Below are 16,089 nucleotides of genomic sequence, written 5' to 3' on the forward strand. Positions count from 1 at the left end.
AACCAGGGTTCCCGGAAACAGCCTTGGCCGGTCAGATCGATGCGCGGCTGCGCACTTCGAAAATCGCGAATTTCAGATACTGCCCTTCCTGTACGCCGAGGATCTGCGGATGGTCCTTCGCCTGCGTCCGCCATTCGATCAGGCGGAGCAGCTTGCCCGCATCTTTCGCGGCATCGGCGATCGCGCCCAGGAACATCTCCGGCGAGACGTGGTACGAGCAGCTCGCGGTGACGAGGTAGCCGCCCTCGTTCACGAGCTTCATCGCGTGCAGGTTGATGTCCTTGTAGCCGCGCACGGCGTTCTCCGCGGCGCTCCGCGTCTTCGCGAACGCGGGCGGATCGAGGATGACGACGTCCCAGGTCCGCCCTTCGCCGCCGATCGGCACGGAGGTGTCGATCTTCTTCCCTTCCTTCGCGGCGAGCGCCCGCCGCACCCGTTCCTCCAGCGCCTTCGCCTGGCCGCGCAGGTAGTCGAACGCGTCGGCGACAACGAATTCGACGCGGTCTTCGAAGCCGTTCCGCTGGACGTTGCGGCGCGCCGTCTCGATCGCGTGCTCCGACACGTCAAGGCAGGTGACCTTCTTCGCGCCGTAGCGGCAGGCGTGCAGCGTGAAACTGCCGGTGTGGGCGAAACATTCAAGCACGGTTGCGCCGTCCCAGTGGGGATAGGTCACGACGCGTCCGTTCGCGTTCACCGGAACGCGCATCCGTCCGCCGTCATCCGGCCTTCCGATGCCGCGCAGGGCGAAATAATCGTCCGGCACGTCAAGCGCATCCCGCTCCTCGTACCGAATGCCGCTGCGCGCTCCCCAGCCGGTCATGAGCGGGGCGATCGCAGCCCGGTTCTCGCGATGGTCGTAGAAATGGCCGGTCTTCTGCCCGTTTACGATGTCCACTTCGAGTTCGATGCCGTTCTCGACGATGACGACGGTCTCGGGGCATTCGCCGTACAAGAGGCCGGTTCGCTCCTCCAGCCCTTCCAGCTTGCGGACGGGTACGTCGGACCGTTCGTAAATGCCGTCGGGCTGGAAAACTTCCTTGAGCGCTTCCACGATCTCCAGCCGCCTGACGTCCATGCCGAGCGTCAAAATCTGCACGACGAGCACGCCGCCGAACCGGTCGACGATGAGCCCGGGCAGAAAATCGGCTTCGCCGTAAACGAGCCGGCAGTCCCGCGGATGCTCCACGAACCGTTCGCGATGACGCCGGCACGCTTCAAACCGCTTGACGAAGAATGCGCGGTCCATCCGCTCCAACGGGCCGAACGCGACGGCGCGCACCGCGATCTGCGAATGCGGATTCCAGTAACCCGTCGCGAGCAGCCGGCCGCGATGGTCGCGCACGGCGACGAGATCGCCCGGTTCGGCTTCGCCCTCCATTCGTTCGATCTCGTTCGCAAAGATCCACGGATGCCCCGCTTCCAGCCGCTTGCGGCGGCTGGCGTTCAGTATGACTTCAGCGCCCATTTGCGCGCCCCCCTGCTGAATCTGTCTTGAGCTTTCCTTGTCGGCCGCCGGCGCGACGGCCTGTCATGCCCGTCCGGATTCCGGCATACATTGAGATGACCAGCACGCGCGGAAAGGAGGCCGTCCGCATGACCGATATCGCGCTGCCGATGCTGCTCGGCTTTGCCGTCTTCATGGCCGGCATGAAATTGATGGAGCTGGCGCTCCACCGCTGGGGCGGCGGAAAACTGACGGCCTTGCTCGAGAAGGCGACCGCGACCCCGCTGCACGGCCTGCTGACCGGCACGGCCGTAACCGCGGCGCTGCAGAGCAGCACGGCGGTTACGGTCATGACGATCGGCTTCGTCAACGCGGGACTGATGACGTTCCCGCGGACGCTCGGCATCGTGCTCGGTACGAATATCGGCACCTGCCTGACGACCGAACTGATCGGTCTGAACCTGAATCAGTGGGCGATCCCGCTCATGGCGATCTCCCTGCTCGGCTGGGTCGCCTCCGTCCTGCTGCGGGAAGCGAGCCCGTGGCATGACCCGGCGGCGCCCGAACCGGGCTGGTTCGTCTCGCTGCGCTTCGGCTCGCTCGCCCTGTTCGGATTCGGCCTGCTCCTGCTCGGCATGACGGTCATGCAGTCCATTGCGCCGGCGGTCGAGCAGACGCGGATGTTCGCCTTATTTCTCGACCGGGCGGACGAGAGCGTGCTGTGGGGCATCGCGGCCGGCGCGGCGCTTACCGCCGCCGTCCACAGCAGCGCGGCGGTCATCGGCATGATGATGGGACTCGCCGCGTTCGGCGCGATGCCGGTGGAGATCGGAATCGCCGCCGTTCTCGGCGCGAACGTCGGCACCTGCTTCACCGCCCTGCTGGCCGCGACCGGCGGATCGCCGGGCGGACGTTTCGTGGCATGGTCGCATCTCGCGCTCAACGTCGGCGGCTGCCTGCTGTTCGCGCCGATCGTCGACGTCCTCGCGCTCGCGTCCGGCTGGATTTCCGCATCGCCCGCCGCCCGGATCGCGCATGCGCAGACGATTTTCAATATTGTCTGTTCGCTTCTTGCCCTTCCGCTCTGCTATCTGCCGATCTGGCACCGTCCGGCTCGTCCCCGGACCGATGACCGGCTGGCGGCGTAGCATCCGCCGGCCGGCCGGACAGGATCGCGACGCCGGCGCTCGTCCCGAGCCGGTTCGCGCCGGCCGCCAGCATCCGCCGGGCCGTCCGGCCGTCGCGGATGCCGCCCGACGCCTTGACGCCGATCGTCGGCGAGACGCTCGCCCGCATGAGCCGGACATGGGCTTCCGTGGCACCGCCGGGACCGAAGCCCGTCGACGTCTTGACGTAATGGGCGCCCGCCGCCTCGGCGACGCGGCACGCTTCCGCAATCTGCGTATCGTCCAGCAGACCGGTCTCGAGGATCACTTTTACGATCGCCTGTCCTTCCACCGCCCGCACGACGCCCGCGATGTCGCCCGCAACGAAGCCGAACCGGCCCTGCAGCACATGGCCGACCGACAGCACCATGTCGATCTCGGATGCGCCGTCTTCGACGGCCGCCGCCGCTTCATGCGCCTTCACCCGCGGATCGTTCGCGCCGAGCGGAAAGCCGACGACGGCGCTGATGTTGACGGGCGAGCCCGCCAGCCGCTCCCGGCAGTAATCGACCCAGACGCCGTTCACGCAGACGCTGTGAAAGCCGTAGGTGAGCGCTTCTTCGCACAACCGCGCAATGTCCGCTTCGGTCGCATCCGGCTTGAGCAGCGTGTGGTCGATAAATTTTTCAAGTGTATCTCCCGGTTTCCAATACTTAACCAACGCCGTCCACCCCGATTCCGAGCAGACGGAACGCGCCGGACAGCACCCGGTCGTTGTTGTCGTAGCCCAAATCCCGCTGCAGCCGCCACGCCTCTTCGGGCGAATGCCAGCTGACGCCGCTGATCTCTTCCTCCTGCGCCTTGAGCCGGCCGCCGACCGCTTCCACCAGGTAATAATGGACCTCCTTGTCCACCGTTTCGTTCTCCTGGTTCACATAACGGTAGGAGATCCGGTCGATCGGCGCTTCGATCCGGCCGCGGATGCCCGTCTCTTCCTCGATCTCGCGCAGCGCGGTCTGCTCGGCTGTCTCGCCCGGCTCCATCTTCCCCTTCGGCAGCGTAATCTTGCCGAAGCGGTCGCGGATGAGCTGGATCTCGATCCGTCCGTCCACGCGCCGATAGACGACGCCGCCTGCAGAGATTTCGTTCATCCCAAGCTTCCTCCGTCCATTCGTTGATGGCCTTGAACATGCGGCGGGGATTCCCCGGCCGCCGCTGGCGGACACGGGCAATCCCCGTTCATTCGCTTTCGCCCCGGCGCCGTACCGTCGTCAGACGGCTGCCGTTGCGTCAGCCTGAACCCGTTCCCCGCGGCATTCATTGACGCCCGCTTCCGTCAAGCGAACGGGCACCACGGACCGGATCAGCGACGGGTCGCCGCGGAACGTAATCTGCAGATAGTTGTCGCTGTAGCCGGTGAGCCAGCTTTCGCCGGATTCGCCCTTCGTCTCCCGTTCGGGAATGACCTCGAGCACGCGGCCGACGAACGGCTGCGCATAGGCGAGCTGCATCCGCTCGGACAGTTCGATCAGCCGGTGAACCCGCTCGTGCTTCGTCTCCTCGTCCACCTGGTCTTCCATCCGCGCCGCCGGCGTGCCCGTCCGTTTCGAGTACGGGAACACGTGCATTTCGGCGAACCGCATCTGCTCCATGAACCGGTAGCCGTTCTCGAACATCTCGTCCGTCTCGCCCGGGAAGCCGGCGATGACGTCCGTCGTGATCGCGACGCCCGGCATCGCCTTGTGCAGTTCCTCGATCTTGCGCGCGTACTCTTCGGTCGTATATTTGCGCCGCATCCGCTTCAGCACCGTGTCGTCGCCCGCCTGCAGCGGAATGTGGAGATGGCGGCACATTTTGCGCGAGCGGTTGAGCACGTCGATCATCTTCTCGCTGATCTGGCTGGCCTCGATCGAACTGATGCGGATCCGCTCAAGTCCCTCGACCTTGTCGAGATCGACGAGCAGGTCGGCGAGATCGTAGTTCTCGAGATCGTCGCCGTAGCCGCCCGTATGGATGCCGGTCAGCACGATTTCCTTGTAGCCCGCCGCCGCCAGCTTGCGAGCCTGCGCAATGACGCTCTTCGGATCGCGGCTGCGCGACAGCCCGCGCGCCCACGGGATGATGCAGAACGTGCAGAAGTTGTTGCAGCCTTCCTGGATTTTCAGGAACGCCCGCGTCCGGTCGGTAAAGGCCGGCACCTCCAGATCCTCGAACTCGCGCGTCTTCATGATGTTGCGCACGGCGTTCACCGGTTTGCGCGTCCGCTGGATCTCGGCGATGTAGTCGAGCAGTTTCGACCGGTCCTGGTTGCCGATGACAAGGTCGACGCCGGGAATGGCCGCCACTTCGGCCGGCGACGTCTGGGCGTAGCAGCCCGTCACCGCGATGACCGCATCCGGGTTGCGCCGGATCGCCCGCCGGATGATCTGGCGGCTCTTCTTGTCGCCGGTGTTCGTCACCGTGCAGGTATTGATCAAATAGACGTCGGCCGGTTCGCCGTCGAAATCGACCTGTTCGTAGCCCGCATTCTTGAACAGCTGCCAGATCGCTTCCGTGTCGTAGAAGTTCACTTTGCAGCCCAGCGTATAGAACGCGACCGTCGGCATCTATTCGTTCCCTCCCATCTCTCCGGATTCGTACATGAGGCAGGCGAGCGCCGCCAGCGCCGCCGTCTCCGTTCGCAGAATGCGCGCGCCGAGCCCCGCCGGCCTGGCGCCCGCCGCTTCGGCTTCGGCCGCTTCCCGTGCGGTGAAGCCGCCTTCCGGTCCGACGACGATGAGCAGTTTGAGCGGTCGGTCCCCGGCGCGGCTCATCGTCTCGCGCACGCGCGTCCTGAGGCCCGCGGCCGGCTCTCCGCCCTGCCTCTCGTAGCAGAAATAGACATCGTCATATTCGGCGAACGACTGGAGCAGTTCCCGCCAGGAAGCGACGCCGGCCACTTCCGGCAGCCTGCCGCGGTGCGCCTGTTCGGCCGCTTCCTTCGCGATTTTGCGCCAGCGTTCGAGACGCTTGGCTTCCTGCTTCCCGTCGTACTGGACAACCGCCCGCTCCGAGCGGAACGGCACGAATGCGGCGGCGCCAATCTCCGTCCCCTTCTGGATGATGAGCTCCATCTTGTCGCCTTTCGGCAGGCTCTGGGCGACGACGACCGTCCATGCCGGTTCTCCCGATGACGGCCGCAGTTCTTCCGCCTCGGCTTCCGCCCGGACGGGCGTAACCTCGGTCAGCACGGCGGTCGCTTCGCGCCCGGCGCCGTCGCAGACGACGACCCGATCGCCCGGGCGCATCCGCATCACCCGCGCGATATGGAACGCATCATCGCCCTCCACGATAACCGTCCGGCCGCGGAAGGCGGCCGGCGGCACGATGTATCGCTGCATGTCCATCTACCAACCTTCATCATACACGTTTTGCAAGGCAGCCGCCACAGGAAATCCGTGCGTCAATGCACCTGGACCGACAGGCCGAACAGCGAGAACAGCCCGGTGATGATCGGCTTCGAGAGACCGAACAGCGGCGTCAGCGTCACCGCCCGGAGAGGCGGAATGAACACAATCAGGAGAAAAATGATCACGCCCCATTGCGCGTACCGGTCCAGCTTCTCCCGCGCCCGGGGCGGCGAGAGATCCTCGATGATCCGGTAGCCGTCAAGCGGCGGCAGCGGAATCAGATTAAAGATAAAGAGCAGAACGTTCAAGCTGATCAGATAATTGAGGAATACGCGGACCGCCTCTGTCACGCCGATCGATGCGCCGGAGAGCCAGCCGGTGTAGGCGAACAACGCGTACAGCGCGACTCCGATAACCGCGAGCAGCAGATTGCTGAGCGGACCGACGGCGGACACGACGATGCCCATCAGGCGCGGATACCGGAACCGCGACCGGATGACGGGCACCGGCTTCGCCCAGCCGAAACCGGCGATCAGAATGAGCAGCGTTCCGATCGGATCGAGGTGGGCCATCGGATTCAGCGTCACCCGGCCCTGGTCGCGGGCGGTCGAATCGCCGAACTTGTACGCGCTCCAGGCATGCGCGAATTCATGTACCGTGAACGCCAGCGCCAGGACGATCACGATGAACGGCAAATGTTCGAGCGGATACCAGAGGAATCGTTGGAGAAAATCCATCAGCGACCCTCCGGCTTTCTCGCCGTCAACGCGATCCAATCGTCCTGCTCGTCCCGGCGGACGATCTCGAATCCCGCTTCTTCGAGGCCGCGCCGCACATCCTGTTCCTTGTTGATGTAGATGCCGGATGCGATGTACAGCCCGCCCGGCTTCAGCGCCGCGTAAACGTCGTCAATAAACCGGAGGATGATCTCCGCGAGGATGTTCGCGACGACCAGATCAACCGGCAGCTGCACATTGAACGGCTTGCCGTTGGACGTCTCGCAGCCCCTGAGCACGCCGAGCAAGTCACTCTCGCGGACGTCGATTCGGTCCGACAGTCCGTTCAGCTCCGCATTCGCCTTCGCGCTTGACACGGCGACCGGATCGAGATCGAGCGCGAGCACGTTCCGCGCGCCCAGCTTTACGGCCCCGATCGCGAGAATGCCGGAACCGGTGCCGACGTCGATGACATCCTCGCCGCCCTGTATGATGCGATCGAGCGCGCGCAGACAAAGCGCCGTCGTCGCGTGGGTGCCCGTCCCGAACGCCATGCCGGGATCGAGATCGATCACGAGCTCGCCGGGGCCGGGCTCGTAAGGCTCCCAGGTCGGCCGGATCGTCAGCCGTTCCGATACGCGCAGCGGCTTGAAATACTTCTTCCAGGCATCCGCCCAATCCTCTTCGTCGACAAGCGCTTCCTCGAGCGCGTATTCGCCGGGGTCGATGCCGTAGTCTCGCAGTTCACCGATCCTCGCATGAAGCGTCCGCTTGACGGCTTCCATGTCAGCGTCTTCGACGAACCAGCCCTTGATCTCGACCCAGCCGGCCGGTATCGCATTGAGCGGCCGGTCGTACCATTCGCCGAGCGGCGTCACTTCGGGCTTCCGATCCGCCCAGGACTCCTCGACCGATACGCCGTCCGCCTCGAGTTCATGCAGAAAATTCGTCACCATCTCGACCGCTTCCGTTCGCGTCCGGATGGTCAGTTCGTGCCATTTCAACCGAACACCCTCCCCCTGCTTCCGGCGGCCGCACACGGCCGCTTCATCCATTGTACAATACCGGAGCCGCATGCACAAAAAAGGTTCCCCGAACAAGACGAACGCCCCGGTTCGGACAGCGAATCCGGGGCGCTTGTCTGATTGTCTGTCAATGCCATTCCGCCGTTCCGCCATGGGTCTCGATCAGCCGGGTCGCCTGCTCGACGATCGCGTCGTCGACCGTCGCCGTCAGCGACATTCCGCCGTCATCCGGCCGGACGGCGGCGGCCCGCAGCGCTTCCAGCTTGCGCTGCGCTTCGCGGGCGCGCGCGGCGTCGGTGAACGACGCGTTCAGTTCCGCCATGTCCGCTCACCCCGTCAGCCGCGCTGACGGCTGTCCGCCGCCCGCGCCCTGGCCGCCGCTTCGCGATCGTCGGCGTCCGCCGTCTTCGGATCGACCCGGACATCTTCCCTGCCCGCGGTCGGCAATTTCCTTTGGCCGTTCCGCCTGCTGCTGTCTGCCGGCATAGGACTTCCTCCTTCGCGCAACATGCTCCCGCACCGATAGTGTGCGGCGGCTTCACCCCGAATATGCGGGTGAAGCCTGCGCGCGGCATACGCCGGTCTGCAGGCTACATCGGTCGCTGCTGCTTCACTCGCCGCGGAACGCCCGCTTCATCCGTTCGAACAGCGTTTCGGATTGGCCATTGGGCACATAGGCGCTTTCCTGCGACAGGCCGGCGAACTGACGCAGCAATTCCTTCTGCTCTTCGGTCAGATTCGTCGGTGTCACGACGGTCACCTTGACGTGCTGGTCGCCCTGGCCCATGCCGCGCAGCCGCGGCACCCCTTTGCCTTTCAGGCGGAAATAGGTACCCGTCTGCGTCCCCGCGGGAATGCGCAGCTTCACTTTCTCCGTCAGCGTCGGCACTTCGATCTCGTCTCCGAGCGCCGCCTGCGTGAACGTCAGCGGCACTTCGCAATAGATGTCATCGCCTTCCCGCTCGAAGAATTCATGCGGCTTCACGTGGATGACGATGTACAGGTCGCCGGGCGGACCGCCGCGCGAACCGGCTTCGCCTTCGCCGGACAGCCGGATTTGCGCGCCTTCGTCGACGCCCGCCGGAATGCGCACATGGATGGTGCGCTGCCGCTTCACCTTGCCCGTGCCGCGGCAGGTCGCGCATTTGTCGCGCACGACCCGGCCGTTGCCGCCGCACTGCGGGCAGAGCCGACGGTTCACGATGCGCCCGAACGGCGTATTCTGGACGATCTCCTGCTGTCCGGTGCCCCGGCACACCGAGCACGTCTCCGGCTTCGTTCCCGGCCGGGCGCCGCTGCCGCGGCAGGTATCGCACGTTTCCGTCCGCGGAATGGTAATATCTTTCTCAACGCCGAATACGGCTTCTTTGAATTCGATGGTCATCGTATATTGCAGGTCGCTGCCCCGCTGCGGCGCGTTCGGATCGCGGCGGCTGCCGCCGCCGAAGAACATGTCGAAGATGTCGCCGAATCCGCCGAAATCGGCGCCGCTGAAACCGCCGCCGAATCCCTGGTTCGGGTCGATGTGCCCGTAGCGGTCGTATTGCGCGCGCTTCTGCTCGTCGCTGAGCACGTCGTACGCTTCCTTGACTTCCTTGAACCGCTCCTCGGCATCCGGCGCCTTGTTGACGTCCGGATGGAGCTTGCGGGCCAGGCTGCGGTAAGCCTTCTTGATCTCTTCCGCGGACGCGTTCCGGTCGACGCCCAGCACTTCATAGTAGTCCCGCTTCTCCGCCACTCAGCCACCCCCTCCAAATTGGGTTATGCCGCCCGCACCCCTGCATAACCGAGGGTCAAAGCCGATTGGACCGACTTTGACCCTCCGCCTGCAGCCGATTCAGGTTGCGGCTTATTTCTTGTCGTCGACGACTTCGTAGTCGGCATCCACGACGTTGTCCTTGCCTTTCGCGGCACCTTCCGCGCCGGCGGCGCCGGACGCGTCCTGCTGCGCTCCGGCTTGCTGATACAGCTTCACGGAGAGCTGCTGCACGACGTTCGACAGCTCTTCGGTTGCCGACTTGATCGCGTTGATGTCGTTCGACTCCATCGCTTGCTTGACTTTTTCCTTCGCGTCGTTCGCCTTCTGGATCTCGGAAGCGTCGACTTTGTCGCCGAGGTCCTTGAGCGTCTTCTCGACCGTATAGACCAACTGGTCGGCGCTGTTCTTCGCCTCGACGAGCTCGCGGCGCTTGCGGTCTTCTTCCGCGTACTGCTCCGCTTCCTTCTGCATCCGTTCGATCTCTTCCGGCGTCAGACCGCTCGAAGACGTGATCGTGATCTTCTGCGATCTGCCCGTGCCCTTGTCAACCGCAGACACATTGACGATGCCGTTCGCGTCGATGTCGAAGGTGACTTCGATCTGCGGCACGCCGCGCGGCGCCGGCGGAATGTCGCTCAGGATGAAGCGGCCGAGCGTCTTGTTGTCCGCCGCCATCGCGCGCTCGCCCTGCAGCACGTGGATCTCGACGCTCGTCTGGTTGTCCGAGTAAGTCGAGAAGATCTGCGACTTGCTCGTCGGAATCGTCGTGTTCCGCTCGATCATCTTCGTGAAGACGCCGCCCGCCGTCTCGATGCCGAGCGACAGCGGCGTGACGTCAAGCAGCACGACGTCCTTCACTTCGCCCGTCAGGACGCCCGCCTGGACGGCGGCGCCGAGGGCGACGACTTCGTCCGGGTTGACGCCCTTGTGCGGCTCCTTGCCGATCAGCTTCTTGATCGCTTCCTGAACCGCCGGAATGCGCGTCGAACCGCCGACGAGCACGACCTTGTCGATGTCGGCCGGCGTCAGACCCGCGTCGCTGAGCGCCTGGCGGGTCGGGCCGAGCGTCCGCTCGACGAGGTGGGCCGTCAGTTCTTCGAACTTCGCCCGGGTCAGATTCATTTCAAGGTGTTGCGGCACGCCGTCAACCATCGTGATGAACGGCAGCGAGATCGTCGTCGTCAGGACGCTGGACAGTTCCTTCTTCGCTCTCTCCGCCGCGTCTTTGAGGCGCTGCACGGCCGCCCGGTCCTTCATCAGGTCGACGCCGTGTTCCTTCTTGAACTCGGAAGCGAGCCAGTCCATGATCGCCTGGTCGAAGTCATCGCCGCCGAGGTGGTTGTCGCCGCTCGTCGCCTTGACTTCGAAGAAGCCGTCGCCGAGCTCGAGGATCGACACGTCGAACGTGCCGCCGCCGAGGTCGAAGACGAGGATCGTCTGATCTTCTTCCTTGTCGAGGCCGTAAGCGAGCGCGGCCGCCGTCGGCTCGTTGACGATCCGCAGCACTTCGAGACCCGCAATCTTGCCGGCGTCTTTCGTCGCCTGGCGCTGCGAGTCGTTGAAGTAAGCCGGCACCGTGATGACCGCCTTTGTCACCGGCTGGCCGAGATACGCTTCCGCGTCGGCTTTCAGCTTCATGAGAATGAACGCCGAAATCTCTTGCGGCGTGTATTCCTTGCCGTCGATATTCACTTTATGGTTGGTGCCCATATGCCGCTTGATCGAAATGATCGTGCGGTCCGGGTTCGTGATGGCCTGGCGTTTCGCCGTTTCGCCGACGATCCGCTCGCCGTCCTTCTTGAACCCGACGACGGACGGCGTCGTGCGGTTGCCCTCCGAGTTCGGAATGACGACCGCTTCGCCCCCTTCCATGACGGCGACGCAGGAGTTCGTCGTGCCGAGGTCGATGCCGATCACTTTGCTCATCGATCGTTCCTCCTTAATGGATTGCCAGATTCACAACACGCTTCAGCCGCTGACCTTGACCATGGCCGGACGGATCACGCGATCCTTCAATATATAACCGCGCTGAAGCTCTTCCAATATGGTTCCTTCTTCATGCTCGTCGGATTCGACGCGCATGACCGCCTCGTGGAATTCGGGATTGAACGGCTGTCCGACCGTCTCCATCGGCTTCAGCCCCTCCTGTTCAAGCAGCTGGAGAAACTGGCGGTGAATCATGTCCACGCCCTTCGCCAGCGACTCGAAATCTCCCGAACCTTTCGACGCGCCGATGGCGCGCTCAAAGTTGTCCAGCACGGGCAGGAGCCGGGTGATGAGCTCCATGGAGGCGTATTTCGCCATCTCTTCCTTCTCGCGCTGGGTGCGGCGGCGGTAGTTGTCGAAATCGGCCTGGGCGCGAAGCAGCCGCTGCCGATATTCCTCGAGCTGGCTCTCGAGCTCCGCGATGCGCGCATCCTTCGGATCCGCTGCGGGCTCCGCTCCCTCGCCGGACACGCCTTCACCGCCGGCGGACGCGTCCGCCGCGCCAGCTTCCGCATTCAGCGTATCGGCCGGCGCTTCCGCAGCCGGCCTGTCGCGTTCATTGTCCGCGTTTGCCGCTTCGCCGCCATCGGCTGCGGCCTCCTGTTCCAACCGTTCTTCTGCTGCTGCGTTCCTTGCTTCCGTCATTGCAGCAGTCCACCTCCTGATACCGTGGTCAATGCATTATGCTTAATTGTACCATTTTGCAAGTACGGCGGCCAAATCCTTGGACAGGATGTCCATCAGCGTAATCGCCTTGCCGTAATCCATGCGCATCGGCCCGAGCAGGCCGATCGTCCCGACCGTTGTGCCGTCCACGACATAGGTGGCCGTAATGAGGCTGCAGTTCTGCAGGGCTTCGTCCGCGTTTTCCTGACCGATCCGGACCTGGATGCCTTCCTGCTTCGGGCTGAACGAACGTACCAAAGCCGGCGTTTCGTCCAGCCATTCCAGGATCGACTTCACCTTGTTCACGTCCCTGAACTCCGGCTGCGCCAGCATGTTCGAAGTGCCGCTCGTGAAGGCGCGATGCTCGGTCCGCTGCTCCAGCGCCTGCGCCAGCGTGTCGATGATCTCTTCGCAATGGCTGACGTAGCGATTCAGTTCTTCGCTTACTTCGGTGTACAGCTTCGTCTGCAGCCGGTGAAGCGGCACGCCGACGAGTTTCGCATTCAGAATCGCCACGACCTTCTCGAGTTCGTTTATGTCAAATCCGGACGGAATGGAGATCGTCCGGTTTTCGACATGACCGGTGTTCGTCACAATGATGGCGACGGCCGACTGGTCGTTCAGCGGTACGAGCTGGAAGGCCTTCAGCGAATTGCTGAACACCTCGGGGCCGAGCACGATGCTCGTATAGTTCGTCAGACTTGCCAGAATCATCGCGGCATGCTGGATGATCTGCTCCATCCGGGTCATCTTCCGGGCGAAAAACGAACGAACGCGCCGCAAATCTTCCTCATCCACTTCGCCGATGCGGACGAGGTGATCGACATAGTAGCGGTAACCTTTCGCCGACGGAATTCGACCGGCTGATGTGTGCGGTTGTTCCAGGAAGCCGAGCTCCTCCAAATCTGCCATCTCATTCCGGATTGTCGCGGGACTGTAGCCGACGCCGCTCTTCTTCGAAATGCTGCGCGATCCGACCGGTTCGGCGGACCGAATGTAATCGTCAACGATGGCATTCAAAATCAGACGCTGTCTCTCGGTCAACATCTCCCGAACCCCTCCCGACCGGATGATGAGAACCTTTCGACCGCGTTAGCACTCAACGGCGGAGAGTGCTAACCAACAATACAAAAATACCAAACCGGCTCAACGATTGTCAAGTCAGTTCAGTACTTTGAGAACCGCGATTTCATCGCACGCATGCCGCTTCGGACAACTCACGCAATCGGTCCACACTTTCTCCGGGAAGATCTCTTTGTCGACCACTTCGAAGCCGTTCTTGCGGAAAAAATCAACCGCGTACGTGAGCGCCATCACCCTTGGAATGCCCCGCGCGCGGGCCTCCTCCACGAGCAGGTCCACCAGCTTCGTGCCGATGCCGTAGCCCTTGTATCCTTCCTTCATGCCGAGCGAACGGATCTCGACCAGTTCGGGCCCGAGCTGGAACAGCGAACCGCAGCCGACGATGTCGCCGTCGATCTCCGCCACGACGAAGGAGTCGATATGGCGGGCGAGCGCTTCCCGCGAACGCGGCAGCATGATCCCCTGAACCGCATAGCTTTCGATCAAGCGGTGCAGATCTTCCACATCGTCCGCCGTCGCCCATCTGCACACCGCTTCTTTTACCGTCATCTCCGCGTTCCTCCTGCATCCGGGCCGGGGCTGGCCCGAAACGAATATGAATAAATATACAACAAGATGAAATTCATTGCAATCCTTATTTTGCGGACGTGTTGTTGTTCTGTGATATTGTCAGGATGTAACTGATCCGAGAAAATGTCAGTATGAGCAAGGAGCAGATCACCTTGACGAAGAACGAACTGAAACGCGCTATGGTTCTTGAAAAATGGATCGATGGCCGTCTCGCGGAACAGGATGTTGCGCGCATTCTTGGCATCAGTATTCGGCAAGCGTATCGGCTCAAGGCCAAATATCGTCACGGAGGTGCACAAGCGATCGCACATGGGAATCGGGGCCGTAAGCCGGCTCACACCTTGACCGATTCGCTCAAACAACGCGTTATGCTCTTGTATCAGGAGCGCTACTTCGGAAGCAATGCCACCCACTTTGCCGAGCTGTTGGCCGAACACGAAAACATCCATTTAAGCGTCTCTTCGGTCCGCCGCATTCTGCTGGAAGGCGGGTTGGCGGCGGGCACGCGGTAACCAGGATGCGGCAAGCGCTGACTGCGTGCCGGCGGCGGGGGCAGGATGCGGACCGGCTGTCAGGCAAATTTCGTACTGGCGCTGCGTGCGACGACCTGACGCAACCGATCCGGCCGCGACCGGGCATCGTTCCGTAACGAAACTGACAATCGCTATTTGTGACAAATCCCGGGTATCCGTGGATCTTACGAAACTGAGACACGTTATTCGCGCCGATGCGGGGCAAGAATCGCCTTTAAGAGGTAAATAAGATCGCTCAGTTTCGTTAGAACTTCGATTGAGGCCATTTTCGACAAAATAGCGTTTCTCAGTTTCCTTAAGGATTTCCGCGACCACCTCTGCAAGCCGAAATGGCCTGCACGCATACGGGGACGAGCAAGCAGACGGCCTCTGGCACCTTGCGACTGCGCGAGACCGCCGAGCTCGTCAGACGCCACACAATACCGGCATCTTGTGCCGTTATTGCCTGTCCACGCCCGACGGTCGGGCCGTCTAACGGCACATTTTGCCGTTAACTCAACGGCGAGCTTGCCCGTTCCATCCGATGCCGCCGATTAACGGCATTCCGTGCCGTTATTGTCGGTCCACTCCCGGCGATCGGACCGATTAACGGCATCCCGTGACGTTAATCCTCCAGCACGCCGACGAACGCGCCGAACACTTCGTTGCCGAGCGGGATGCCGCGCTCGGTGAGCCGCCATCCGGCGCCGTCGGGACGGCGCTCGATGAGGCCGGCCTCCCGCAGCGGACCGATGACGCCGCCGAACACGTCGTCAATCGAGCGGCCGCCGAACTGAGCCGCAAATTCGGCGTCGAGGACGCCGTCCCGCATGCGAAGCCCGACCATCATGAAGTCTTCCATCGCCTCGCTCTCGGTCACCGTCTCCTCGGACAGCCGGGGCAGCCGCCCGCTTGCAGCCTCGATGTACGGCGTCACGCCCTTGAGGTTGACGTGACGGACGCCGCGCGCATAGCCGTGGGCGCCGGCGCCGATGCCGTAATACGGCTCGTTGCGCCAATAGGTCATATTATGCCGGCTTTCAAAGCCCGGCAGCGCGAAGTTGCTGATCTCGTACTGCCGCCGGCCCGCCGCTTCCAGCCGCTCCATGATGAACAGGTACATCTGAAGCTCCTCTTCTTCGGCGGGAAGGGGCAGTTCGTTGCGCTCGTAGAGCACATGGAACAGCGTGTTTTCCTCGATCTTGAGTCCGTACAGCGAGTAATGCGGCAGATCGAGCTCGACCGCCCGCCGCACGCTGTCCGCCAGCAGTTCCATCGTCTGGCCCGGCAGGCCGAACATCAGGTCGATCGAAAGATTGTTGAACCCGGCTTCCCGCGCCAGCTCTATGCTGCGGTAGACATCGTTCGTGTCGTGGATGCGGCCGATCCGCTGAAGCAGCGCGTCGTCGAACGCCTGCACCCCGAAGCTGATCCGATTCACGCCGCCTTCCCGCATCGCGGCAAGCAGCTCCGGCTCCGTCGTTCCCGGGTTCGCCTCGACGGTGAACTCCGCATCCGGCGCGACGGGAAACCACCGCCGCACGGCGCCCAGGAAACGCGCCATCTGTTCCGGCGTCAGCACCGTCGGCGTGCCGCCGCCGACGAACACAGTGTCGATCCGCTCCGGCGGCAAGGCAAGAACCGTGAGCTCCATCTCGCGCTCAAGCGCGTCCAGATACGCGTCGACCGGCTGTCCCGCAAGCACATACGTATTGAAATCGCAATAGTGGCACCTGTGCTTGCAGAACGGGATATGGATATAAAGCGCCCTCGGAGGATGCATCAGCATTTGTCTTTCAACTCCTTCAGACGGGGAAAAAGGATCCGCCGGGA

At 63.1% G+C, this 16,089-nt stretch carries 17 protein-coding genes; 2 read left to right on the forward strand and 15 right to left on the reverse strand.

Going from position 1 to position 16,089, the window contains the following annotated elements; genetic code table 11:
- Positions 1–31 precede the first annotated feature (31 nt).
- Positions 32–1,465, reverse strand: a complete 1,434-nt coding sequence (locus tag C6W55_RS14120) for a class I SAM-dependent rRNA methyltransferase (protein ID WP_286893336.1) — start codon at positions 1,463–1,465, stop codon at positions 32–34.
- A 128-nt stretch (positions 1,466–1,593) separates the two neighbouring features.
- Between C6W55_RS14120 and C6W55_RS14125 the strand changes: the two genes are divergently transcribed.
- Complete coding sequence (locus C6W55_RS14125; RefSeq protein ID WP_286893338.1) at positions 1,594–2,592, forward strand: Na/Pi cotransporter family protein; 999 nt, start codon at positions 1,594–1,596, stop codon at positions 2,590–2,592.
- Here C6W55_RS14125 and deoC read toward each other — a convergent pair.
- From deoC to C6W55_RS14190, 13 genes are all read right to left on the reverse strand, one after another.
- Positions 2,495–3,271 (reverse strand): deoxyribose-phosphate aldolase, encoded by a 777-nt coding sequence (gene deoC / locus C6W55_RS14130; protein ID WP_286893340.1) that lies wholly within the window; start codon positions 3,269–3,271, stop codon positions 2,495–2,497. The two genes, C6W55_RS14125 and deoC, sit on opposite strands and share 98 nt — an antisense overlap.
- Entirely contained in the window at positions 3,264–3,701 is a 438-nt protein-coding gene (locus tag C6W55_RS14135) for an NUDIX hydrolase (protein ID WP_015255247.1), read from the reverse strand. The genes deoC and C6W55_RS14135 overlap by 8 nt, the downstream gene beginning before the upstream one ends.
- A gap of 120 nt (positions 3,702–3,821) precedes the next feature.
- On the reverse strand, positions 3,822–5,156 hold the full coding sequence (gene mtaB / locus C6W55_RS14140) for a tRNA (N(6)-L-threonylcarbamoyladenosine(37)-C(2))-methylthiotransferase MtaB (RefSeq protein WP_286893343.1): 1,335 nt from the start codon (positions 5,154–5,156) through the stop codon (positions 3,822–3,824).
- Complete coding sequence (locus C6W55_RS14145; RefSeq protein ID WP_041854406.1) at positions 5,157–5,930, reverse strand: RsmE family RNA methyltransferase; 774 nt, start codon at positions 5,928–5,930, stop codon at positions 5,157–5,159.
- Between the two features lie 62 nt (positions 5,931–5,992).
- Positions 5,993–6,676, reverse strand: a complete 684-nt coding sequence (locus C6W55_RS14150) for a site-2 protease family protein (protein ID WP_015255250.1) — start codon at positions 6,674–6,676, stop codon at positions 5,993–5,995.
- Positions 6,676–7,659, reverse strand: coding sequence for a 50S ribosomal protein L11 methyltransferase (gene prmA / locus C6W55_RS14155; protein WP_015255251.1), 984 nt, complete (start codon positions 7,657–7,659; stop codon positions 6,676–6,678). Before prmA ends, C6W55_RS14150 begins: the two co-directional genes overlap by 1 nt.
- A gap of 148 nt (positions 7,660–7,807) precedes the next feature.
- Entirely contained in the window at positions 7,808–8,002 is a 195-nt protein-coding gene (locus C6W55_RS14160; protein WP_015255252.1) for a hypothetical protein, read from the reverse strand.
- A gap of 14 nt (positions 8,003–8,016) precedes the next feature.
- On the reverse strand, positions 8,017–8,166 hold the full coding sequence (locus C6W55_RS14165; RefSeq protein ID WP_015255253.1) for a hypothetical protein: 150 nt from the start codon (positions 8,164–8,166) through the stop codon (positions 8,017–8,019).
- A gap of 124 nt (positions 8,167–8,290) precedes the next feature.
- The gene (gene dnaJ / locus C6W55_RS14170; protein WP_286893347.1) at positions 8,291–9,418 is read right to left on the reverse strand and encodes a molecular chaperone DnaJ; all 1,128 of its coding nucleotides are present in this window, start codon (positions 9,416–9,418) and stop codon (positions 8,291–8,293) included.
- A 111-nt stretch (positions 9,419–9,529) separates the two neighbouring features.
- The gene (gene dnaK / locus C6W55_RS14175; protein WP_015255255.1) at positions 9,530–11,365 is read right to left on the reverse strand and encodes a molecular chaperone DnaK; all 1,836 of its coding nucleotides are present in this window, start codon (positions 11,363–11,365) and stop codon (positions 9,530–9,532) included.
- A gap of 42 nt (positions 11,366–11,407) precedes the next feature.
- Positions 11,408–12,070: a nucleotide exchange factor GrpE gene (grpE, locus tag C6W55_RS14180; protein WP_286893349.1), complete on the reverse strand. Its 663-nt coding sequence runs from the start codon at positions 12,068–12,070 to the stop codon at positions 11,408–11,410.
- A 42-nt stretch (positions 12,071–12,112) separates the two neighbouring features.
- Positions 12,113–13,138, reverse strand: a complete 1,026-nt coding sequence (hrcA, locus tag C6W55_RS14185) for a heat-inducible transcriptional repressor HrcA (RefSeq protein ID WP_286893352.1) — start codon at positions 13,136–13,138, stop codon at positions 12,113–12,115.
- A gap of 114 nt (positions 13,139–13,252) precedes the next feature.
- Positions 13,253–13,723 (reverse strand): N-acetyltransferase, encoded by a 471-nt coding sequence (locus C6W55_RS14190; RefSeq protein WP_286893353.1) that lies wholly within the window; start codon positions 13,721–13,723, stop codon positions 13,253–13,255.
- A gap of 173 nt (positions 13,724–13,896) precedes the next feature.
- Between C6W55_RS14190 and C6W55_RS14195 the strand changes: the two genes are divergently transcribed.
- Positions 13,897–14,256, forward strand: coding sequence for a helix-turn-helix domain-containing protein (locus C6W55_RS14195; RefSeq protein WP_015255259.1), 360 nt, complete (start codon positions 13,897–13,899; stop codon positions 14,254–14,256).
- A 625-nt stretch (positions 14,257–14,881) separates the two neighbouring features.
- Here the strand turns inward: C6W55_RS14195 and hemW are convergent.
- Positions 14,882–16,045: a radical SAM family heme chaperone HemW gene (gene hemW / locus C6W55_RS14200; RefSeq protein ID WP_286893357.1), complete on the reverse strand. Its 1,164-nt coding sequence runs from the start codon at positions 16,043–16,045 to the stop codon at positions 14,882–14,884.
- Between the last annotated feature and the right edge of the window lie 44 nt (positions 16,046–16,089).

The organism is Thermobacillus sp., from assembly GCF_003390775.1.
Classification (GTDB): domain Bacteria; phylum Bacillota; class Bacilli; order Paenibacillales; family Paenibacillaceae; genus Thermobacillus; species Thermobacillus xylanilyticus.